The sequence below is a fragment of the Streptomyces decoyicus genome, from assembly GCF_019880305.1.
Lineage (GTDB): Bacteria > Actinomycetota > Actinomycetes > Streptomycetales > Streptomycetaceae > Streptomyces > Streptomyces decoyicus.
The window spans coordinates 1036711-1057334 of the sequence record NZ_CP082301.1 but is presented as its reverse complement, the minus strand read 5'-3'; the positions used below and the strand labels follow the sequence as shown (position 1 = coordinate 1057334).

Annotated in this window: 16 protein-coding genes; 13 read left to right on the top strand and 3 right to left on the bottom strand. The window is 73.2% G+C overall.

What is annotated here, in order from left to right; translation table 11 throughout:
- Nucleotides 1–63 precede the first annotated feature (63 nt).
- From K7C20_RS04465 to K7C20_RS04440, 6 genes are all read left to right on the top strand, one after another.
- Complete coding sequence (locus tag K7C20_RS04465; protein WP_030076351.1) at nucleotides 64–774, top strand: DUF969 domain-containing protein; 711 nt, start codon at nucleotides 64–66, stop codon at nucleotides 772–774.
- Nucleotides 771–1739 (top strand): DUF979 domain-containing protein, encoded by a 969-nt coding sequence (locus K7C20_RS04460; RefSeq protein WP_030076349.1) that lies wholly within the window; start codon nucleotides 771–773, stop codon nucleotides 1737–1739. The genes K7C20_RS04465 and K7C20_RS04460 overlap by 4 nt, the downstream gene beginning before the upstream one ends.
- Nucleotides 1740–1832: 93 nt before the next feature.
- Nucleotides 1833–2477 (top strand): pyroglutamyl-peptidase I, encoded by a 645-nt coding sequence (gene pcp / locus K7C20_RS04455; RefSeq protein ID WP_030076347.1) that lies wholly within the window; start codon nucleotides 1833–1835, stop codon nucleotides 2475–2477.
- Nucleotides 2478–2646: 169 nt separating this feature from the next.
- On the top strand, nucleotides 2647–4170 hold the full coding sequence (locus tag K7C20_RS04450) for a hypothetical protein (RefSeq protein WP_030076345.1): 1524 nt from the start codon (nucleotides 2647–2649) through the stop codon (nucleotides 4168–4170).
- 136 nt (nucleotides 4171–4306) lie between these two features.
- The gene (locus tag K7C20_RS04445) at nucleotides 4307–5239 is read left to right on the top strand and encodes a hypothetical protein (protein ID WP_030076343.1); all 933 of its coding nucleotides are present in this window, start codon (nucleotides 4307–4309) and stop codon (nucleotides 5237–5239) included.
- 495 nt (nucleotides 5240–5734) lie between these two features.
- A complete protein-coding gene (locus K7C20_RS04440) occupies nucleotides 5735–10420 on the top strand; it encodes a hypothetical protein (protein ID WP_053209945.1) in 4686 nt (1561 codons plus the stop codon).
- A gap of 63 nt (nucleotides 10421–10483) precedes the next feature.
- On the opposite strand, the gene K7C20_RS04435 is transcribed toward K7C20_RS04440, so the two are convergent.
- Nucleotides 10484–11569 (bottom strand): S-(hydroxymethyl)mycothiol dehydrogenase, encoded by a 1086-nt coding sequence (locus K7C20_RS04435; protein WP_030088753.1) that lies wholly within the window; start codon nucleotides 11567–11569, stop codon nucleotides 10484–10486.
- 258 nt (nucleotides 11570–11827) lie between these two features.
- Nucleotides 11828–12634, bottom strand: coding sequence for an IclR family transcriptional regulator (locus K7C20_RS04430; protein WP_078953453.1), 807 nt, complete (start codon nucleotides 12632–12634; stop codon nucleotides 11828–11830).
- Between the two features lie 161 nt (nucleotides 12635–12795).
- On the opposite strand from K7C20_RS04430, the gene K7C20_RS04425 reads away from it, so the two are divergent.
- Nucleotides 12796–13125: a bifunctional 3-phenylpropionate/cinnamic acid dioxygenase ferredoxin subunit gene (locus tag K7C20_RS04425; protein WP_030088757.1), complete on the top strand. Its 330-nt coding sequence runs from the start codon at nucleotides 12796–12798 to the stop codon at nucleotides 13123–13125.
- A gap of 174 nt (nucleotides 13126–13299) precedes the next feature.
- Here the strand turns inward: K7C20_RS04425 and K7C20_RS04420 are convergent, their stop codons facing one another.
- The gene (locus tag K7C20_RS04420; protein ID WP_409351301.1) at nucleotides 13300–13851 is read right to left on the bottom strand and encodes a hypothetical protein; all 552 of its coding nucleotides are present in this window, start codon (nucleotides 13849–13851) and stop codon (nucleotides 13300–13302) included.
- Nucleotides 13852–14055: 204 nt separating this feature from the next.
- On the opposite strand from K7C20_RS04420, the gene K7C20_RS04415 reads away from it, so the two are divergent.
- The 6 genes from K7C20_RS04415 (at nucleotide 14056) to K7C20_RS04390 (ending at nucleotide 20586) form a co-directional block, all read left to right on the top strand.
- Entirely contained in the window at nucleotides 14056–16995 is a 2940-nt protein-coding gene (locus K7C20_RS04415; RefSeq protein WP_053209947.1) for a nitrate- and nitrite sensing domain-containing protein, read from the top strand.
- Nucleotides 16992–17432 (top strand): roadblock/LC7 domain-containing protein, encoded by a 441-nt coding sequence (locus tag K7C20_RS04410; RefSeq protein ID WP_053209948.1) that lies wholly within the window; start codon nucleotides 16992–16994, stop codon nucleotides 17430–17432. Before K7C20_RS04415 ends, K7C20_RS04410 begins: the two co-directional genes overlap by 4 nt.
- 96 nt (nucleotides 17433–17528) lie before the next feature.
- A complete protein-coding gene (locus K7C20_RS04405; protein WP_053209949.1) occupies nucleotides 17529–17942 on the top strand; it encodes a DUF742 domain-containing protein in 414 nt (137 codons plus the stop codon).
- Between the two features lie 235 nt (nucleotides 17943–18177).
- Nucleotides 18178–19047: an alpha/beta fold hydrolase gene (locus K7C20_RS04400; RefSeq protein WP_030088770.1), complete on the top strand. Its 870-nt coding sequence runs from the start codon at nucleotides 18178–18180 to the stop codon at nucleotides 19045–19047.
- 58 nt (nucleotides 19048–19105) lie between these two features.
- A complete protein-coding gene (locus K7C20_RS04395; protein WP_053209950.1) occupies nucleotides 19106–19717 on the top strand; it encodes a TetR/AcrR family transcriptional regulator in 612 nt (203 codons plus the stop codon).
- Between the two features lie 257 nt (nucleotides 19718–19974).
- Nucleotides 19975–20586 carry a GTP-binding protein gene (locus K7C20_RS04390; RefSeq protein ID WP_030088772.1) on the top strand — a complete coding sequence of 204 codons (612 nt, stop codon included), beginning with the start codon at nucleotides 19975–19977 and terminating at the stop codon, nucleotides 20584–20586.
- The last annotated feature ends 38 nt before the right edge of the window (nucleotides 20587–20624 follow it).

The following is a 20624-nucleotide window of genomic DNA, read 5'->3' as shown; positions in this document are numbered from 1 at the left end:
CGCTGCAATCTCTTCATCTCCTTGTGGACCCCGTGGGGTCCCCCGTACGCGGAAGGCGGATCCATGATCGTGCTCCTCGGCGTGCTCGTGGTCGTGATCGGCTTCGCCACGAAACGCAATCCCCTGCTGGTCGTGGGGGTGGCCGGTATCGCGACCGGCCTCCTCGGAGGGCTGTCGCCGGGCAAGGTGCTCGCCGCGTTCGGCGACGGCTTCGCCGGCAGCCGGGCGGTGACGATCTTCGCGATCACCCTTCCGGTCATCGGCCTCCTGGAGCGCTACGGCCTCCAGGAGCAGGCCCGTAACCTCATCGCCCGGTTCGCCACGCTCACCACCGGACGCTTCCTGGCGCTCTACCTCGGACTGCGGCAGATCGGCGCCGCGGTCGGGCTGACCAATGTCTTCGGCCACGCCCAGACCGTCCGCCCGCTCGCCGTCCCGATGGCAGAGGGAGCGGCCGAGCGCAAATACGGCGAACTCCCGGACCGGACACGGGAGAAGGTCAGGGCGTTCTCCGCCAGCGCGGACAACGTCGGCCTCTTCTTCGGGGAGGACGTCTTCCTCGCCGTCGGCTCGATCCTGCTGATCACCGGCTTCGTCAACACCACCTACGGCACCCACCTCGAACCGCTTCAGCTCGCGCTGTGGGCGATCCCCACCGCCCTGTGCGCGTTCGTGGTCCACGGCTGGCGACTGCTGCGCCTGGACCGCCAGTTGGAACGCGAACTGCTCACCGCCCATGTCCACAACACCGCCGCAGCGGAGGCCGCCCAGTGATCAAGGCAGAGTGGTTCTACTGGCTGGTGGGCCTCAGCTTCCTGGTGATGGCCTCTCAAATGGTCACCGACCGCAGCAACCCCAAGCGCTACGGCACCGGAGCCTTCTGGGGCCTGATCGGCGCCGGCTTCATCTACAGCAGCTGGGTCGTCACCAAGCAGGCACCGGCCGAGCCGCTGGGCGTCGCGGTGCTGGTCATGGCCTGCCTGGCGGGCTTCGGCTTCACCGGGCGCGGCACCCCGCGCACCACCACCCCCGAGCAGCGCACGGCCAGCGCCGCCAAGCTCGGCAACAAGCTGTTCGTCCCGGCGCTCACCATCCCGGCCGTCGCCATGGCCTGCGCCATCGGCGTCAAGCACCTGTCCATCGGGGGTGAGCCGGTTCTCCAGGAGGGCAGCGAAACCATCCTGGGCCTGGGGATCGGCGCCGTCGTCGCGCTCGTCGTCGGCATGATCATGCTCCGCGAAAAGCGGATCTCCGTGCCCGTGCAGTCGGGCCGCTCCATGCTGGAGGCGATGGGCTGGGCCATGCTGCTGCCCCAGATGCTGGCCACGCTGGGCGCCATCTTCCAGGTCTCCGGCGTCGGCGACCAGGTCGGCAAGATCGCCACCTCCGTACTCCCCGAGGGCTCGCTCTACATCGCGGTCGTCGTCTACTGCGTGGGCATGTTCGTGTTCACCATGATCATGGGCAATGCCTTCGCCGCCTTCCCCGTGATGACCGCGGCCGTCGGCTGGCCGGTCCTCATAGGCCACTTCGACGGCAACCCCGCCGCCGTCCTGGCCATCGGCATGCTCGCCGGATTCTGCGGCACCCTCGTGACCCCCATGGCCGCCAACTTCAACATCGTTCCGGCGGCCCTGCTGGAACTGAAGGACCAGTACGGGCCCATAAAGGCGCAGCTGCCCACCGCGGGCGTCCTGCTGGGCTGCAACATCTTGATCATGGCGCTGTTCGCCTTCTGAGCCGGCCCCGGGCGCAGGTGCCGCACTCCACGGCACGGCCCCTGACCCTGTTCGCTGCCCCACCACCGGACGCATCGCACCAAGGATGACCGTATGACCCGGGTACTGCTGACCGGATTTGCACCCTTCGACGGCGAATCCACCAATCCCTCCTGGCAGGCGGTACGCGCCGCCGCGGACGAACCGCCCACCGGCATCGAGGCCTTCGCCGTCGAGCTGCCCTGCGTCTACGGAGCCTCGGTGGCGGTGCTGCGCGCCGCGATCGAGGAGACCCGACCCGACATCGTGCTCTGCGTCGGCCAGGCGGGCGGCCGCCCCGACATCACCGTCGAACGCATCGCCATCAACGTCGACGACGCCCGGATCCCCGACGTGTCGGGCGCCGAACCGGTCGACGAGGCGATCGTGCCGGGCGGCCCCGCCGCGTACTTCTCCACCCTGCCGATCAAGGCCTGTGTGGCCGCCGTGCGCGCCGCCGGGCTACCCGCCACCGTCTCCAACACCGCGGGCACCTTCGTCTGCAACCACGTCTTCTACGGCCTCGCCCACCTCATCGCCACCGAACTGCCCGACCTGCGCGGCGGGTTCGTCCACGTCCCCTACGCACCGGAGCAGGTCGTCGACCGCGCCCAGCCGTCGCTGCCGGTCGGTGCGGTCGCCCGGTCCCTGCGCGAGATCGCGGTCACCGCCGCGCACACCCGCACCGACCTCCGCGTCTCCGGAGGAGCCACCCACTGAGGCCGGCACCGGCGCCCACGGGACCTGGCGGCCGGCCGCCGTGGGCCACGCCGTAGACTGACGCGCCGGTCCGGCTAGTGGTCCGTCAACGGCTCCACCAGCGGTTCCACCCATGAACGGACCCGCGCCGTTTCGTCCGTTGTCAGTGCGAGCGCCTACTCTGTGCGACGTGACTTTTTCCGCCCCGGGGGCCGCTGCGCCCCAGCTCAACGGGCCGAACCGGCCCGCGCCGGGCCCGGCCGCCGACGAAGGCCTGGCCCGTCGGCTGCGCGCCCTCGCGTGCACCGCGCCGCTGCACGACCTCGACGTGCGCAAGGCCAACCTCGCGGGCGAATACGGGATCTATGCCATGGCGGAGGTGGCGCTCGCCGTCATCGATCTCGTCACCCTCAACATGGACTTCGACACCGGCGCCGACCACGAGGAGATAGTGGCGAAGGTGCTCCCGCGGGTCGCCGCCCAGGCCCCCCGCCGTCCCACGGGTGAGCACGAGCGGGTGGCCCGCTGGGTGCTGGAGAACCTGATCAACGTCGGCAGCGTGGACCGCGGCTTCCGTGCCGTCTACGGCACCTTCGACACCGAAGGCCAGTACGTCCGCCGCGACTACGACTTCAAGCTCATCGAGGAGGTCCCCGGCGCCGGCGGCACCGTCTTCCTGCGGGCCACCGACGAAGCCGTCAACGTCCTGGTCGGCGCGCTCGACACGGACGTCACCAGCGCCCAGATCGCCGCCGAGGTCAAGCTGGAGGTGCTGATCAACCGCGGCCGGCTGGCCGACGCCCAGCTCGCCGCCGAGCAGGCCCGCTACCGCACCGTGCAGTACGCCGAGACGCTGCGCAGGACCCTGGACGCCACCCGCCGCAACGTCCGCGCCGTGGACTGGCTGGAGACCGTCCCGGACATGATCAACGAGGCGCTGGACCACGTCGCGGACCGCTACCGCCACGAGAACGCCATCCTCACGAACATCCGCAAGGCCCGGGACGAGACCGAGGAGCCCGAGCACAAGCGCCGCGCCGCCGAGCTCGTCGACATCGTCAAGGACTGCATCCGCCGCCACACCCAGCTCCAGTCCCGGCTGCTGGAGGCCGGACCGCTGTTCCGTGCCGAGCAGGACCGGCAGGCCTTCGCCACCCCCGCCGCCCGCTCCGGACTCGACCTGTACGGCCAGCTCGTCGCCCCGCTCCTGCCGCTCCCCGCCGAGCAGGCCATCCGCGTCACCGACGCCTTCTTCGCCAAGGGCACGGGGCTGCGCACCCCCTCGGCCGTCCGCGTCGGCGACCTCGTCGAGGTGCTGCTCACCCCGCCCATGGAACGCGAGCATCTCGGCGCCGAGATGCCCGAGCCCGACCTGGTGGCCACGCCCGACGACAGCCGCTTCAGCGAGGCGCAGCTCGACGCCGCCATGGCGCTGCTCGACCTGCCCGCCGACGCACCGCGCAGGCTCTCCGGACTGCTGGCCGAGGCGCGCCGAGGCGACCCCGAACTCCCCTACCTCGTCGCCCTGCTGGCGGTACACGCCGCCAGCCCGCCGGTCGGCACGGCCTACCGCCAGGGCGAACAGCAGCTGCTGTTCGCCGTGGACGACGGCACGGAGCTGATAGACCCCGAGTTCGGCGGCGCCGACCTCATCGTCGGCACGGCCCTGCTGGACTCCGCCGGGATGGCAGCGGACCGTTCGGAGGTGGCGTGATGTCCCGCGCCCGGGAGCAGCGGCCGGCGAACGGCGCGGCGCGCCCGGCCCGGCAGGGCCCCGGCGCGCCGGGCGGCCGCCCGCCGTCGTGCCGGCCAGAAATTTCCGAGACCGTCCCCCGCAAGGAGCTAGTTCCGTGACCCAGTACGACGAGGCACCGCAGCCGGACCTGGCGTCCGGGGCCGGTGAACCGGGCTGGGGCGCGCCCACCGCCGAAGCCGAGCCGGCCGCGGCGGGGCCGGCGCCCCTGACCCCGGCCGATGCCGCCGACGCCGCCCGGCTGGTCTCCTTCGGCCTCCAGCCCAAGCTGCTGCCCGCCCGCGACGCCGAATACGGCGAACTGCTGCGCCGCTATCGTGACGAGCCCGCCTTCGCCCGCCTCGCCGACGCCGTCGCCACGGGCCTCGGCCTGGTCGTCCTGGAGGTCTCCACCCGCGCCGGGATGGCCGTCACCGCCGACGAGGACTCCGTCTTCGCCGTACGGATGGGCGACTACGCGCGTCGCGCCTCCGCCGACTCCGCCGACCGCTTCCTGCACGGCCTGGCCCATCTCGCCGTCGCCGCACTGGCCTTCCCACGCCCCGAGGACCTCGCCGACGACGGCTATATCGGCCGGATCACCGTCAACGGCGTGGACGCCTTCGTCCGGCAGGCCTGCCGCCGGCTGGAGGAGCGCGCCGAGCAGGAGGGCGAGAACACCGACCCGGTCACGGACGCCCCGGGCCTGGAGTCCGCCTGGCGCATCTACGCGCGGCGCAGCGCGACCGGCGCCACCAAGGACGCCCGGCGGCTGGCCGGTTCGACCACCGGCATCATCGCCAAGGCCGTCACGTTCCTCGTCGACTCCGGCTTTCTCCAGCGCACCGGCGACGACGCCGGCGGCGCCTACCGCACCACCGCCCGCTATCAGCTCCAGGTCCGCGACATGGCCGGCAGCGCCGCCATGGCCGAGCTGCTGGAGCTGGGCATCGTCCCCGTCGCCGACGGCAGCGCCGCGCTGCTGCCGGGCGAGGAGACCGATGACCTCGAGCTGGTTTCCGATGCCGGACTGCCCTTCCACTCCGGCTGACGGGGCGGCCTTTCGACCACTGACGTTCCGACTGACCGGCCGGCTGCAGACTGACTGACTGACGACCGGCCGCCGACCGGTAGACCGGCTACCGGCCACTGACCGATCCGACTGCCTGACCTGCTACTGACCGGCTACCGGCCACTGACTGATCCGACCGACTGACCTGCTACTGACCGGCCAACGGCAACGGCCATCGACTGATCCGACCGACCCGCCCACGACCACTGACCGACCGCCCCGATCGACCGTTCCGATCACCGGCCACCGGCCGCCGACCGCCGATCACCGACTGCCGATCACCGACCGCCGACCGCCCGTCGCACGACCGCCGACCGCCCGTCGCACGACCTCCGCTCCCCCCACCCCCGAACCCACCCCCGCCCCCTCCCCCGAAGGGGGAGGAGGGGAGGGGGCGGGGGAGCAGCCGGCTGGTGGTTGCAGTGCCCGACCCCCGGCCACCACCCCTTCCCGCCACAACAACGAGAGTCCGCCATGTACGAGCTGTCCCGGGTCCGCCTCTACTCCATCGGGCCCGCCGGTGCGCGCTATGCCGACACCGTGCTGGACCTGCGCGGAGTCGGCGCGACCGTGCCCCAACCGGCCCCGGCCCAGGCGGACTTCTTCGAGGACGAACCGGTCGGCCCGCCGCGCCGCCCGGCCCCCGCGGGCGTGCTCTTCCTGGAGAACGGCGGCGGCAAGTCCGTCCTGCTCAAGCTGATCTTCTCGGTGATGCTGCCCGGCCACCGCAACACCCTCGGCGGCGCCAGCTCCGGCGTGCTGCGCAAGTTCCTGCTCGCCGACGACTGCGGCCATGTCGCCCTGGAGTGGCAGCACGTCCTCACCGGCGAGAGCGTGGTCGTCGGCAAGGTCAGCGAATGGCGCGGCCGGCAGGTGTCCAACGACCCCCGGAAGTTCGCCGAGGCCTGGTACAGCTTCCGCCCCGGGCCCGGTATGAGCCTGGACTCCCTCCCCGTCGCCGAGGCCACCGTCGTCCGCCCCCGCCAGGAGAGCGGTGAGGGCAGTTCCGGCGCCCAGGGCCGCCGGCGCACGATGAAGGGCTTCCGCGACGTCCTCACCGAGGCCGGGAAGAGCTACCCCAACCTCGACGTCGTCTGGGAAGAGATCCACGAACGCTGGAACGAACACCTCGGCGAGCTCGGACTGGACCCCGAACTCTTCCGCTACCAGCGGGAGATGAACGCGGACGAGGGCGAGGCGGCCGGGCTGTTCGCGGTGAAGAACGACTCGGACTTCACCGACCTGCTGCTGCGCGCCGTCACGGACACCCGGGACACCGACGGCCTCGCCGACCTGGTGCACGGCTTCGCCCACAAGCTCGGCCGGCGCGCCGAACTCACCGCCGAGCGGGACTTCACCGCCGGCTCCCTCGACCTGCTCTCCCGTATCGCCGACGCCGCCGAGCAGCGCGAGCGCGCCCGCGAGGTGCATGCGGGCGCCGAGCGCCGCACCCGCGGTCTCGCCCAGCGGCTGTACGCCCGCGGCACCGAAGAGCGCGGCCGCGCCGCCGAGCTGGCCGAAGAGGTCGCCGGCGCGGCCCACCGCGTCACCGACGCCGAGCGCGTCCGGGAGCGCCGCTCCCTGGTCTCCGCCGAACTCGCCTACCGGCACGCCTCCCTGGCGCTGGCCGCCGCCGAGAAGGGCGCCGCCGCCCAGCGCCGTGAGCTGAACGACGCCCGTACGCTGCACAGCGCCTGGCAGGCCGCCGAGACCGCGCTGCGCCACCGCGCCGCCGCCGACCGCTCCGCACGGGTCGCCGTCGCGATCCGTGAGGCCGAGCGCGATGCCGCCCCCGCGCTCGCCGCGCGGGCCACCGCCGCCACCGACCTCGTACGCGCCCTGCATGCGGCCGCCGAGGCCGGTGAACGGGTCGCCAACGAGGAGGAGGAGCGCTCCGCCGCCCTCCAGGAGGCCGGGGAATCCGCGCACCGCGACGCCACCACGTCCGCCACCCACGCCCAGCGCGCCCGCAGCGAGGCCGACCACCTCAAGCAGCGGCTGGCGGAGGTCGCCGAGGAGACCGCCGAAGCCGTCCGGGCGGGCTGGCTGGACGACAGCGCCCCCGACGCCGACCCGGCCCGTGCCGCGCTCGCCGCCTCGGACGCGGAGAAGACCGCCGTCGAGGCCTGGGACTCGGCCCGTGAGACCGCCCGGCAGGCCACCGACCGCGCCCGCGAGGCCACCGCCCGGCACGCCGCCGCCGAACTCGCGGCGGCCCGCGCCGAGGACGCCGCACAGGCCGCGGAGCGGGCCTACGACGCCGAGCGCCGGGCCGCCGAGTCCATCGGCGCCGAGCAGCGGCTCGCCGACCTCCTCGGACTCCCGCAGTCCGAGACCAAGCCCCTCGGCGTGCCCGGCCCCCGTACGGCCACGCCCGGCACGGACCCGGCCACCCCGCGCCGCCCCGCCGCCGGCCCGCTCACCGCCGACGAGCTGGACCGCAACGCCGACGAGCTGCACGAGCTGCTGGAGGAGGGCGTCGCCGCCGCCGAACGGCAGCTGTTCGACCTGCGCACGGCCGCCGCCGACGACGCACGGATCCTCGGCGCGCTGGGCGACGGCGGACTGCTGCCCCCGGGCCCCGATGTACTGGCCGCCGTGGAGTACCTCGGCGAGCACGGCGTCCCCGCGTTGCCCGGCTGGCGCTATCTCGCCCAGTCCGTCGACCCGGCCGACCACACCCGGGTGCTCGCCGCCCGCCCCGAGCTGGTCGACGGCGTGATCATCACGGACCCGGAAACCCATGCACGGGCCCGCGAGGTGCTCGCCCAGGCCGCGCTGCTGCCGCGTTCGGCCGTCGCGGTCGGTACCGCCGCCGCGCTGCTCGCGCCCACGCCGGCTCCCGATGAGCGGGAGAGCGGCGTCTTCCTCGTGCCGCCGAACCCGGCGATGCACGACGAGTCCGCCGCCGACGAGGAGCGCCAGGCGCTGCGGGCGCGCGCCATAGAGCGTGACGAGGAGATCCGGGCACTGGCCGCCCGGCTCGCCGGGGACCGTGCGCTGGCCGCCCGGCTCGGATCGTGGCGGGCGGGCTGCCCGGCCGGCCGGCTCGGTGAACTGGCCGCCGCCGCGGACGAGACCCGGACGGCAGCGGACGAGGCCGCCGCCGAACTGGCCGAGGCCCGCGCCGCCCGCGCCGAGACCGATGAGGTCGCGGCCGAGGCCACCCGGGTGCGGGACGAGCGCCAGGAGACCGCACAGCGCGCCCGCCGCGCCGCCGACCTGCTGGCCGGGCTCGCCCACCGGCTGCGGGAGCGTGCCGCCTGGCAGTCCCGGATGCGGGAACTCGCCGATGAAGCGGCCGAGTTCGAGGCGCGCGCCGAGGAGTGCGTGGACCGCGCGCGGGCCGCCGACGAGGACCGCAGGGCCGCCCAGCGCGCCGCCGACGACGCCCGCCGCACCGCCCGTGCGCTGCGCGCCGAGCGCGCCGAGATCGCCGGTGTGCCGGACGACGTGGGGGAGGCCCCCGAGGGCGCGAGCGCCTCGCTGCCCGCGCTGCGCGAGGCCTACCGCGCCGCCTCCCAGCTCTACGAGAAGGTCGGCGTGGGCGCCGATCTGCGCGCCGAACAGGCACGGGCCGAGGGCGACGAGAGCGCCGCCCTGGCCGAGCTGAACCGCCTCACCAACAAGGTCCGCACCCGCGCCGAGGCGCTGTTGGAGAGCCCGGACGCCGCCGACGGCCCGTCCCGGCAGGCCGCCGCCGGCCGCGCCGAATCGCTGGTGCAGATGCTGGAGACCCGAGCCTCGGCCGCCAGCGAACAGCTCGGCCGGCTGCGCGGCGAAGCCGAGCGCCTCGCCCCCGCCGACGGCGAGGCGCACACCGAGCTGCCCGACGAACTGGTGCCCAAGGACGCGGACCGCGCCAAGGAGCTGCTGCGCACCGCGGCGGGCGAACTGGCCACCGCCACCGAGGCGTTGGAGACCGCCCGCGAGCGGCACGAGGAGCTGCTGCGCGGCCACCGCGCCGCCGAGGACGCCGCGGGCGGCTTCGACGAGACCGCCGCCCTGCTGCGCGATCTGCTCCGCGACCAGCAGGACGCCGAGGACACCGCCGGCGGTCAGATCGAGCCGTACGCGGGCCGGGTGGAGGACGCCCGGCAGGCGGCCGCCGAGTCCCGCCGCTCGCTGCGCGGCTGTGCCGCCGACCTCTCCAGCGCCGAGTCCGCGGTGCGCGAGGCGAGCGACATCCTCGTACGGCACGCCAACTCCACCCGCTACGAACAGGTCCGTACCCCCGCCCGGCAGCAGATCCGCGAACTGCCCGCCGCGGCCCTGCCGGACCATGCGGCCAAGTGGGCGGAGGCCTTCGCGCCCCGGCTGCGGGTGCTCACCGACGAGTTGGAGCAGCTGGAGCGCAACCGCGACTCCATCGTCGACCGGCTGCGCGGGCTGGTCGAGTCGTCGCTGACCACACTGCGCTCCGCCCAGCGGCTGTCCCGGCTGCCCGAGGGGCTGGGGGAGTGGTCAGGACAGGAGTTCCTGCGGATCCGCTTCGAGGACCCCGACCAGGCCACGCTCACCGAGCGGCTCGGCGAGGTGATCGACGAGGCGACCCGTGCGGCCGTCAGGAAGAACAGCGATCTGCGGCGGGACGGGATGTCCCTGCTGCTGCGCGGGGTCAGCGCGGCGCTGCTGCCGCGCGGTGTGGCCGTGGAGATCCTCAAGCCGGATGCGGTGCTGCGCGCCGAGCGGGTGCCGGTCGGGCAGATGGGCGACGTCTTCTCCGGCGGCCAGCTGCTGACCGCCGCCATCGCGCTGTACTGCACGATGGCGGCGCTGCGCAGCAACGACCGGGGCCGCGACAAGCAGCGGCACGCCGGCACGCTGTTCCTGGACAACCCCATCGGCCGTGCCAACGCGACCTATCTGCTGGAGTTGCAGCGTGCCGTCGCCGACGCGCTGGGCGTCCAGCTGCTGTACACCACCGGCCTCTTCGACACCACGGCGCTCGCCGAGTTCCCGCTGGTCATCCGGCTGCGGAACGACGCGGACCTGCGGGCGGGCCTGAAGTACATCAGCGTGGAGGAGCATCTGCGGCCGGGCCTGCCGCAGCCGGACCCGTCCGGCGAGGCGGTGCACGGGCAGATCACCGCCACGCGGATGTACCGCCGCCCCGAGGACCCGGCTCCGCAGGAGCAGCCGGACGACGCCGCCGGGTGACCGGCGTCGGCGGAGGCCCGCGGGCCGGGCCGGGCGGAGCCGGGCGGATCCGTAGCGGGCGCCCTACACCACCACCACGGACCGCAGGACCTCCCCGCGCTGCATCTTCGTGAAGGCCGGTTCGATGTCGTCGAGCGTGATCGTCTCGCTGATGAACCGTTCCAGGTCGAGCTTGCCGCTCAGAAACAGATCGATCAGTACGGGGAAGTCGCGGCTGGGCAGGCAGTCGCCGTACCAGGACGACTTCAGCGCACCGCCGCGCGAGAAGAGGTCGATGAGCGGCAGCTCGATGCGCATGTCCGGTTCGGGGACGCCGACCTGGACCAGCGTGCCGGCCAGATCGCGCATGTAGAACGCCTGCTGGTAGGTCTCCGGGCGGCCCACCGCGTCGATCACCACATCGACGCCGTGCCCGCCGGTGAGCGCGCGGACCGCCTCGACCGGGTCCGTACCACGGGAGTTGACGGTGTCGGTGGCGCCGAACCGCTCCGCGGCGTCCAGCTTGCCGTCGTCGAGATCGACGGCGATCACCCGTCGTGCGCCGGCCCGGGAGGCGCCCGCGATGGCGGCGTTGCCGACGCCGCCGCAGCCGATGACGGCGACGGTGTCCCCGCTGCCCACCCCTCCGGTGTGGACGGCCGCGCCGTACCCGGCCATCACCCCGCAGCCGATCAGACCGGCGGCCTCCGGGCGCGCCGAGGGATCGACCTTCACCGCCTGCCCGGCGGCGACCAGGGTCTTCTCGGCGAAGGCGCCGATGCCCAGGGCCGCCGTCAGCTCCGTGCCGTCCAGCAGGGTCATGGGCTGGGCGGCATTGCGCGAGGCGAAGCAGTACCAGGGACGGGCGCGTCGGCAGGAGCGGCACTGCCCGCAGGGCGCCCGCCAGGCCAGCACCACGTAGTCGCCGGGCGCCAGGTCCGTGACTCCGGTGCCGACGGCCTCGACGACCCCGGCCGCCTCATGGCCGAGCAGGTAGGGGAAGGCGTCGCCGATCGCGCCGTCGCGATAGTGCAGATCGGTGTGGCACACCCCGCAGGCCTGCACGGTCACGAGCACTTCGCCCGGGCCGGGGTCGGGTACGAGGATCGGCAGCACCTCGACGGGGGCGCCCTTCTTGAGGGCGACGACGGCGCGGGCTTCGTGCGGCATGTCTCACTCCTAAAACAGCGCCTGCGGGGCGGCAGGGCGGGTAGCACGCGTGAGGTGGCACGGATGCCTGTGAGGGGTTGGAGTGGTGCGCGGTGCTGAGAACCTGGGACGGGGTGCTGAGAACCTGGGAACGGTGACAGCGGTGGAAGACGGTCCACCCCCGTCGCCGTGTTGCCTATAGTGCGCCGGGTTGCGCTATAGGAGACATGCTGGAAGTCCGGTCAGGGATCCGTCAAGGGGGATTTTCCGCTACGGGGCTCAACCGGCGTACCCCATCCGGCGGGAGAGCTCCGCGGCCGCCTTGGCGGACCGCTCCGCGAGCTCCGGCAGCAGCTCACGCTCCATCCGGTAGGCCGGTCCGGAGACGCCGAGCGCGCCGATCACCGCGCCGTCGTGCGCCCGCACCGGTGCCGCCACCGCGTTCAGCCCGATCTCCAACTCCTCGCTGGTGCAGGCGTATCCGTCCGCGAGCGCGGCGGCGAGCTGTTCGCGCACACCGGCCGCCGTGGTCAGGGTGTTCTCGGTGAACCGCGGCAGCTTGCGGGTCACCAGGGTCTCCCGGCGCTCCGTCGGCAGATGCGCCAGCAGTACCTTGCCGCTGGCGGTGGCGTGCAACGGGGTGCGGCGGCCCAGCCAGTTGTACGCGGTGACCGCCGCGGAGCCCCTGGCCTGCATGATGTTGACCGCCGCATCGCCGTCCAGCACCGCGATGTTGGCGGTCTCCCCGGTGTCCTCGGCGAGCGCCCGGCACACCGGCTGGCCCTCCTGGGAGATGTCCAGCCGGATCGCCGCGGCGCCGGCCAGCCGCAGCACCCCGGCGCCCAGGTAGTACTTCCCGCGGTCCCGCTCCTGCTCCACCAGTCCGCGGTTCTCCAGCACCCCGAGGATCCGGAACGCGGTCGACTTGTGGACGCCCAGCTCCTCGGAGATCTCGGTCACCCCGGCCTCGCCCAGCTTGGCCAGGATCTCCAGCACGCTCACCGCACGGTCCACGGACTGGACGGATCCCGCCCCGCCGCGCCGTTCCTCGGACCGGTCGTCTGTCGTATCGCTCGTCTTCGGCATGGGTCTTTGTGTCACCACCCGGTGGCCCCCGAGGGGCACGTCTGAGGGCATCTGCCGGGAAGCCCTTGACGGCCCGCTTCCCGGCTTGGATTCTGTTGCGCATCGCGCTCTGCGATGCGTTATTCAGAACACATGATACCGATCAGCGAGAGGGGGGCCAGATGATTCCCATCTGCCGCATCGAGGACCTGCCCGAGGGCGAGTCCGTACGGATCGAGATCGACGACGTCACGCCGGCCATCGCGGTCTTTCATGCCGAGGGCGGCTACTACGCCGTCGACGACACCTGCAGCCATCAGGACGCCTCCCTCTCCGAGGGCTGGGTCGAGGGCTGCTTCGTCGAATGCCCGCTGCATGCGGCCCTGTTCGACCTGCGTACCGGGGCCCCGGCCTGCCTGCCCGCCCGCAGGCCGGTGCGCACCCACGAGGTCAGTGTCCTGGACGGCATGATTCACGTACGGCCCGCCGTACGGGAAGAGGCGGTGGCGTAACCACCCGGTCACGGCGTGCGGGTCGGGACCGTTCCGAGCCGCACCCGGTCACGGCGTGCGCGTCGGGACCGTCCCGAGCCGGGTGCGGTTCCTCGGTTCCCCGGGAGGCCGGACGGTCCGAGGGGTCCGGCGGGCCAGGAGTCCTCCGGGGAACCGCTTGTCCCGCCCGCCCGTTCAGGCGGCCGCCCGGTCGATCCCCGACGGGTTCTCCCGTACTTCCCTGCGCTGCCGCCGGCGTGCCCGGCGCCGCTCCCGGCGCAGCTCCCGGGCCGTACTGCTGGGCTGCGACTGCACCCCGTTGCGCTGCACCCACACCTGACGGGTCACCCAGACGTCCAGCACCGCCCAAGTGGCGACCACGGTGCTGGCGACCGTGCTGAGCACCGCGGGGAACGCGTACCAGGAGCCCGCCAGGGTGCACAGGAACGCCACCATGGCCTGGGTCAGGGTGAGTGCCGCGATGATGACGGCACGCACCGCGGCGGTGCGCACCGGATCGGCCATCCGGCGCCGGACCGCCGGCTCCTCCTGCCACAACGGATGTCTGCCGGTGTCCATGAACCCGTCACGCTCCCCGTACTCTCCCCGCATGTCCGACTCCTCGGTGGCTGCCCGGATTCGCCGGGTACATGTCCCTCGTGCGGCACCCCGTCCTGTTGCATGGTCACGTACCGCGGCCGCGCGGAGTGATCCGGGGTAGAGCAAAACCGGCCAACCGTCCGGCATCTTTGCCGGACAGGGCAGGGGCGAACTGCCCTGCCAATGCGGGCGGGTTGTCCGGGAATCGGCGGACAACTCATGATGATCCCGCCCCGGCCGCTTCCCCTGCGTCACGAGAGGTCTTCGGCTGGGTCACTCGACAGTAGTAGGCTCGCGCCGTTTGTTGACGGAACACCACCCCCGTGCGCCGGGGTTGACGTAGGGGAGGCCATGCGCTTTCGCGGGAAGTCGGTCCGCCGGAAGATCGTGGCGTTGCTGCTCGTACCACTGGTGTCCCTGATGTCCATGTGGGCCTTCATGACCTATATCACCGGGCGTGAGGCGAACCAGCTGCTGGACGTCGGCAACGTCGTGAAGAATCTGGGCTATCCGGTCGAGGACGTCATCCAGACCCTCCAACGGGAGCGCCGGCAGAGTCTGCTGTACCTCGCCGACCGGCGCGGCGCCGACGCGCTCGACGAGCTCCACCGGAGGACCCGGGCCACCGACGAGGCCGTCAGCCGGCTGCGCGCCGACATCGACCTCCGCGATATCCGCGAGGATCTGAGCGAGGACACCGGCGACCGGATGACCGGCGTCCTCAAGGGCCTGGGCGCACTCGGCTCGCTGCGTGCCCAGGTCGAGGACAACACCGTCTCCCGCGACGAGGCCATGGAGAGCTACAACGCCCTCGTCGACCCCGGCTACGACTTCCTCGCCGCGCTCCACGCCCTGGAGAACGTGGAGATGGACAAGCAGGCGCGTGCGCTGGTCAACGTCACCCGGGCCCGGGAGGCGGTCTCCCGCGAGGACGCCCTGATGTCCGCGGTGCTCGCCTCCGGCAGCATGAGCAAGCGCGATCTGCGCGCGCTGTCCGACCGGGTCGCCGAGCGCCGGGTCCTCTACCGCACCAACCTGCCCGCCCTGCCCGCCAAGGACCGCGGTCTCTACGCCGATTACTGGCACTCCGCGAAGGCCCGCGAGCTGACCTCCTACGAGGACCGGGTGATCGCCGCCGGTCCGCAGGCCGGACCGCGGGCGGTCAACGCCGAGCGCTGGAACACCACGGCACGCAAGGTGCTCGACGACCTCCAGCGGATGGGCAAGGACGCCGGTGACCGCTACCAGGAGCGTGTCGCCCCGGTCGCCATGAACGTCCTGCTCAAGGCCGCCATCGCCGGCGTCCTCGGCTTTGCCGCGCTGCTGGTCTCGCTCATCGTCTCGTTCCGTATCGGCCGCCGCCACGTCCGGGACCTGATCCGGCTGCGCAAGGCCGCCCATGACGTCTCCGGCGTACGGCTGCCGAGCGTCATGCGCCGGCTGGCGGCCGGCGAACAGGTCGATGTGGAGACGGAGGCGCCCCGGCTCGAATTCGGCCCGGACGAAACCGGCCAGGTCGGCCAGGCGCTCCACACCCTCCAGCGGGCCGCGATCGAGGCCGCCGTCAAACAGGCCGAAATGCGTCGTGGTGTGTCCGAGGTGTTCGTCAACCTCGCCCGCCGCAGCCAGGTCCTGCTGCACCGCCAGCTGACCCTCCTGGACGCCATGGAACGGCGCACCGAGGACACCGACGAACTCGCCGACCTCTTCCGGATCGACCATCTGACCACCCGTATGCGACGGCATGCGGAGGGCCTGGTCATTCTCTCCGGCGCGGCACCCTCCCGGCAGTGGCGCAAGCCGATCCAGCTGATGGACGTGGTGCGTGCGGCGGTCGCCGAGGTGGAGGACTACGAGCGGATCGAGGTGCGCCGCCTTCCCCGGCTCGCGGTGGACGGCCCCGCGGTGTCCGACCTCACGCACCTGATAGCCGAACTCCTGGAGAACGCCACCGTCTTCTCGCCGCCGCACACCGCCGTGCAGGTCCTGGGCGAGCGGGTCGCCAACGGCTTCACCCTGGAGATCCACGACCGCGGTCTGGGCATGACCCCCGATCTGCTGCTGGAGGCCAACCTCCGGCTCGCCGAGACCCCCGAGTTCGAGCTGTCCGACACCGACCGGCTCGGCCTGTTCGTGGTCAGCCGGCTCGCCCAGCGGCAGGACGTGCGGGTCTCCCTTCAGCCCTCGCCGTACGGCGGGACCACCGCCGTGGTCTTCATCCCGGCGAGGATCCTCACCGAGAGCACCGCCGGCGGCCGGGAGGACGACGACCCGGCGCCGGACGGTCTGCCCGGCGGCCCGGTCGGCAATGAACTGGAGCACGCGGCGGGCAAGTTGGCCGCGCTCTCCCAGGCACCGCCCCGCCGGGAGCGGCGCATCCCGGCCGTCATCGACGGCCCGGTCGAACTCGAGGCGCCGCTCGGCCCGGACGAACTGGCCCCGGACGGCCTGGGCCCGGACGGCCTGGGCCCGGCCGACGACGAGGACGCTCTCTTCCGCAAGCGGGACCGCGACCGCGAGCGGAAGGGGCCCGCCCCCGCCCCCGACGGTCCGGCCGCCGCACCGCGCGCCATCGCACCGGTGCCGCCCGTCCCCGAGGGCGAGCAGCACCAGCAGACCCGGGACCAGGCGCCCGGCGGGCCGGCACCGCTGCCGCGCCGCCGCCCCCGCCCGCCGGTGCTGGTCGCCGACCACGGCAGAACGGTCGACGACCGCGGCGCCCAGGAGCAGCGGGCCGCCGAGCGTCCCGGCTCCGAGCGTCCCGGCTCCGAGCGTCCCGGCTCCGGGCGTCCGCGTCCCGAGGGCTCCGAGGCCCGGCCGTCGTCGTCGGCCGCGCCCGAGCCGCCGGGCCCGGCCCTGGACGGCACGCAGCCCACCAAGGACCGCGAGCGGCCCGCGCCCACCACACCCACGGGGCTGCCCCGCCGGGTACGGCAGGCCAGCCTCGCGCCCCAGCTCAAGGCCGAGGCCACCGGGCAGACCGAGGTGCAGGGGCGGAGCACGGAGGCCGAGGACGACCGCGACGCCGAGGCGGTCCGCGCCCGGATGGCCTCGCTCCAGCGCGGCTGGCAGCGCGGCCGCCGCGACAACGGCGAGGACCCGCGCGCGACCGCACCACCACGGGGGCAGACCCCCGCAGCCGGTGAAACGGCGGCTGCGGGCGGAACGGCCCCGGACCCCACAGGACCGGACACCACAGACCCGGACGCCCGTGCCACGGCCACACAGGACGGCCACGACACGGGCAGCACAGCACCACCAGGAACCACATCGGGAGGGGACGGTCCATGACCGCACCGAAGGCAGCAGCTTCCACCGCATCGGTCTCGGAGAAGGGATCCGGGGAGCTGAACTGGCTCCTGGACGAGCTCGTCGAGCGGGTCGGCTCCATCCGCAAGGCACTGGTCCTCTCCAGCGACGGGCTGGCGACCGGGGCCTCGAAGGACCTGACCCGCGAGGACGGCGAGCATCTGGCCGCGGTCGCGTCCGGCTTCCACAGTCTGGCCAAGGGCGTCGGCCGGCACTTCGAGGCCGGGCAGGTACGGCAGACCATGGTCGAGCTGGACGAGGCGTTCCTGTTCGTCAGCGCGGCGGGCGACGGCAGCTGCCTGGCCGTACTGGCCGACGCGGACTCCGACGTCGGGCTGATCGCGTACGAGATGACGCTGCTGGTCAAGCGTGTGGGTACGCACCTGGGCACCGCGCCCAGGTCCGGCCTTTCCACCTGAGCACGACGACGGTGACGCCATGAGCGAGCGCGGCGAGCGAAGATGTGAGAGGTGCGCGCCGCGCGAATGCGAGGCCGAGCGAAGCGAGGTTTCGGCATGAGCGACCAGGACGGCCGGGCGGCGCGGGAACGGGACGCCGCCCGCTGGTTCGACGACGAGGCGGGCCCCGTCGTCCGGCCGTACGCCATGACGCGCGGGCGCACCCGCACGGCCGCGGAGGGGCGCCTCGATCTGATCGCGCTGGTGATCGCCGAGAGTCGTGCGGAGGAGCCGGTCGACGACCGGACCCTGTCGCCGGAGCACATCGAGATCGTCGAGCTGTGCCGGCAGGAGCCGCTGTCGGTCGCCGAGCTGGCGGCCGAACTCGACCTGCCGGTCGGCGTCGTACGGGTCCTGATCGGGGACCTGCTGGATGCCGAGCTGGTCCATGTCAGCAGGCCGGTACCGCCGGCCGAGCTGCCGGACGAGAAGGTGCTGCGCGAGGTGATCGACGGCCTGCGCGCGCTGTGACGCGCGCCGTGACCCGTCGGCCGCCGTCGCCCGGAGCCCTCCTCCGCGACGGCGCCCACCGCTCGGCGGCCGGTCCGGCCCCCGCCGGGAGACCACCTCCGTCGGCCGGACGCAAATCCGCCGGATCGCGCCGTGGGTTCACCGGTCTCGCCGGTGAACCGGCCACGCGTGGCGGCAGACCGGCCCCGCGGTACGGTTCCTGTTGAGCAACTGTCAACAGGAGGAGATCCGCGCCATGGCCACGGACGAGACCCCGGCCCCCGTCGAACACCTGGAGATCCAGGCCGGCCCGCACACCTACGACGCACTGGCCTGCGGCCCGGCCGACGGCGAGTTCGTGCTGCTGCTGCACGGCTGGCCCGAGTTCGCCGACTCCTGGAGCGCCGTGCTCCCCGTCCTGGGCGCGGCGGGCTACCGTGCCGTCGCCGTCGACCAGCGAGGCTATTCGCCGCGCGCCCGTCCGCCCCGCATCGCCGACTACGCGGTGCCCGAACTCGTCGCCGACGCACTGGCCTTCGCCGATTCCCAGGGCGCGGGCCGCTTCCACCTCGTCTCGCACGACTGGGGCGGCATGGTCGCCTGGGCGCTGGCCGGCGCCCACCCCGAGCGGCTGAAGTCCCTGACCGTGCTGGCCACCCCGCACCCGGACGCGCTCAACCGGGCCGCCGCCGAGGACTCCGTCCAGCATCACCGTCTCGACTACGTCCGGTTCTTCCGCCGCGACGACGGGGCCGCGGAGGCCGCGCTGCTCGCCGACGACGCCGCCCGGCTGCGCGCCGCATACGCCGGCAAGGTGCCCGCCGCGCTCGTGGACGGCAACATCCGCCGGCTCTCCGCCCCGGGCGCACTGACCGCCACGCTCAACTGGTACCGCGCCCCCGAGTCGGTCATCTCGGTACCCGCAGGCCGGATCACCGTTCCCACCCTCTTCCTGTGGGGCAGCGAGGACACCGCCCTGGGCCGTGGCGCGGCCGAGTCCACGGGGGAGTGGGTGGACGGCCCCTACCGCTTCGAGGCCCTGGAGGGCGCCAGCCACTGGCTGCCCGAAGAGGTCCCCGACGTGGTCAGCCCCAAGATCCTCGAACACCTCGGCCAGTACGCCTGACACCGCGGCGGGCCGGGACCCGGGGCGGTCCCGGCCACCGTCGCCGTAAACTGCGGGCATGTCCGGCAAGCGCACCACCCGCCTCACGCCCGACCAGCGCAGGGAGCAGCTGGTCGGCATCGGTCTGGAGATGCTCGCCGGCCGTTCCCTGGACGAGCTGTCCACCGACGAGGTGGCCCGGCGGGCCGGTATCTCCCGAGGGCTGCTCTTCCACTACTTCGACTCCAAGCGTGACTTCTACCGCGCGGTGGTCCGCGCCGCCTGCGACCGCTTCACCGACGCGACGGAACCGGACGGCTCGCTGGAACCGGTCGCCTGGATGCGGGCCTTCATCACGGGCTTCGTGGCGTACGTCCTGGAGCACCGTCAGGTGTATCTCGCCCTGGTGCGGGGCGCCGCCGGCAGCCATCCCGCGGTCACGGACATCGTCGGCGCGGCCCGGGAGACCGTCGCCCGCCGGGTGCGCGACGGCCAGAAGCGGCTCGGCCTGCCGGACGCCCCGCGGCTCGAACTGGCCTCCCGGGCCTGGATGGCGTTCGCCGAGGAGGCGGTCGTCAACTGGCCCGTGCAGGAGCCCGACGCCCGCGAAGAGCTCTGCGCCTTCGTCGAATCCAGCTTTGTGAGCATGCTCGGGCTGCTCGACCGGCCCGGCGTCCTCGCCGCGCGCTGAGCGCCGGCCCGCCCTGCTCCGCCCGCTTCCACCGGCCCGCCCTGCTCCGCCCGCTTCCACCGGCCCGTGCCGACGCGCCCTTTTGGGCAGGTTGGCCCCCTCTGACCCACGACGTCTCCCCGGCGTGACGCATCTCAAGTGGGCGTCGTGCCGAGCACGTTGTACCGTTCCCTTGCACCAGCTGCCCCGTGCGCCGACGCTCGGGCACCAAGCGTGAGCTCCCCCCCGTATATACGGCAATTCAGGAGAAGAATCCCATGGCCTTCGGGCGATCCGATCGCCGCCGACGGTCCGCCGCCGTCGAGCCGGTGACGCTCAAGATCCTGGTCGCGGGCGGCTTCGGGGTCGGTAAGACCACCCTGGTCGGTGCCGTCAGCGAGATCAAACCCCTGCGGACCGAGGAACGGCTGACCGAGGCGGGCAGGCCGCTCGACGACCTCGACGGGGTGGAGGCCAAGACCACCACCACCGTCGCCATGGACTTCGGACGGATCACCGTCAACGAGGAACTGGTGCTGTATCTCTTCGGCACCCCGGGCCAGGACCGCTTCTGGTTCCTGTGGGACGAACTGGCACGGGGCGCGCTCGGCGCCGTGGTGCTGGCCGACACCCGCCGGCTGGCCGACAGCTTCGCCGCCATCGACTACTTCGAGCGGCGCGGGCTGCCCTTCACGGTCGCCGTCAACTGCTTCGACGGCGCCGACCGCTACCCGCCGGAATCCGTACGCGACGCCCTGGACCTGGACCCCCAGGTGCCGGTGATGCTGTGCGACGCCCGCCTCAAGGACGACGCGCGGGATGTGCTGGTCTCCGTCGTCGAGCATGCGATGGAGGCCGGTGCCCGCCGCCGGGAGCCCGCGCTCCCCTGACGGGGCGCGGAAGTACGGCCCGTACCCCGCCGTCCGGG

Bases quoted from the DNA above. Each gene is read 5' to 3' on its own strand.
- K7C20_RS04405 (WP_053209949.1), top strand. From the start codon at position 17,529: ATGAGCGACCAGGACGGCCGGGCGGCGCGGGAACGGGACGCCGCCCGC.
- K7C20_RS04430 (WP_078953453.1), bottom strand. From the start codon at position 12,634: ATGCCGAAGACGAGCGATACGACAGACGACCGGTCCGAGGAACGGCGC.
- K7C20_RS04395 (WP_053209950.1), top strand. From the start codon at position 19,106: ATGTCCGGCAAGCGCACCACCCGCCTCACGCCCGACCAGCGCAGGGAG.
- K7C20_RS04400 (WP_030088770.1), top strand. From the start codon at position 18,178: ATGGCCACGGACGAGACCCCGGCCCCCGTCGAACACCTGGAGATCCAG.
- K7C20_RS04440 (WP_053209945.1), top strand. From the start codon at position 5,735: ATGTACGAGCTGTCCCGGGTCCGCCTCTACTCCATCGGGCCCGCCGGT.
- K7C20_RS04465 (WP_030076351.1), top strand. From the start codon at position 64: ATGATCGTGCTCCTCGGCGTGCTCGTGGTCGTGATCGGCTTCGCCACG.
- K7C20_RS04390 (WP_030088772.1), top strand. From the start codon at position 19,975: ATGGCCTTCGGGCGATCCGATCGCCGCCGACGGTCCGCCGCCGTCGAG.
- K7C20_RS04415 (WP_053209947.1), top strand. From the start codon at position 14,056: ATGCGCTTTCGCGGGAAGTCGGTCCGCCGGAAGATCGTGGCGTTGCTG.
- K7C20_RS04425 (WP_030088757.1), top strand. From the start codon at position 12,796: ATGATTCCCATCTGCCGCATCGAGGACCTGCCCGAGGGCGAGTCCGTA.
- K7C20_RS04435 (WP_030088753.1), bottom strand. From the start codon at position 11,569: ATGCCGCACGAAGCCCGCGCCGTCGTCGCCCTCAAGAAGGGCGCCCCC.
- K7C20_RS04410 (WP_053209948.1), top strand. From the start codon at position 16,992: ATGACCGCACCGAAGGCAGCAGCTTCCACCGCATCGGTCTCGGAGAAG.
- pcp (WP_030076347.1), top strand. From the start codon at position 1,833: ATGACCCGGGTACTGCTGACCGGATTTGCACCCTTCGACGGCGAATCC.
- K7C20_RS04420 (WP_409351301.1), bottom strand. From the start codon at position 13,851: ATGCCGGACGGTTGGCCGGTTTTGCTCTACCCCGGATCACTCCGCGCG.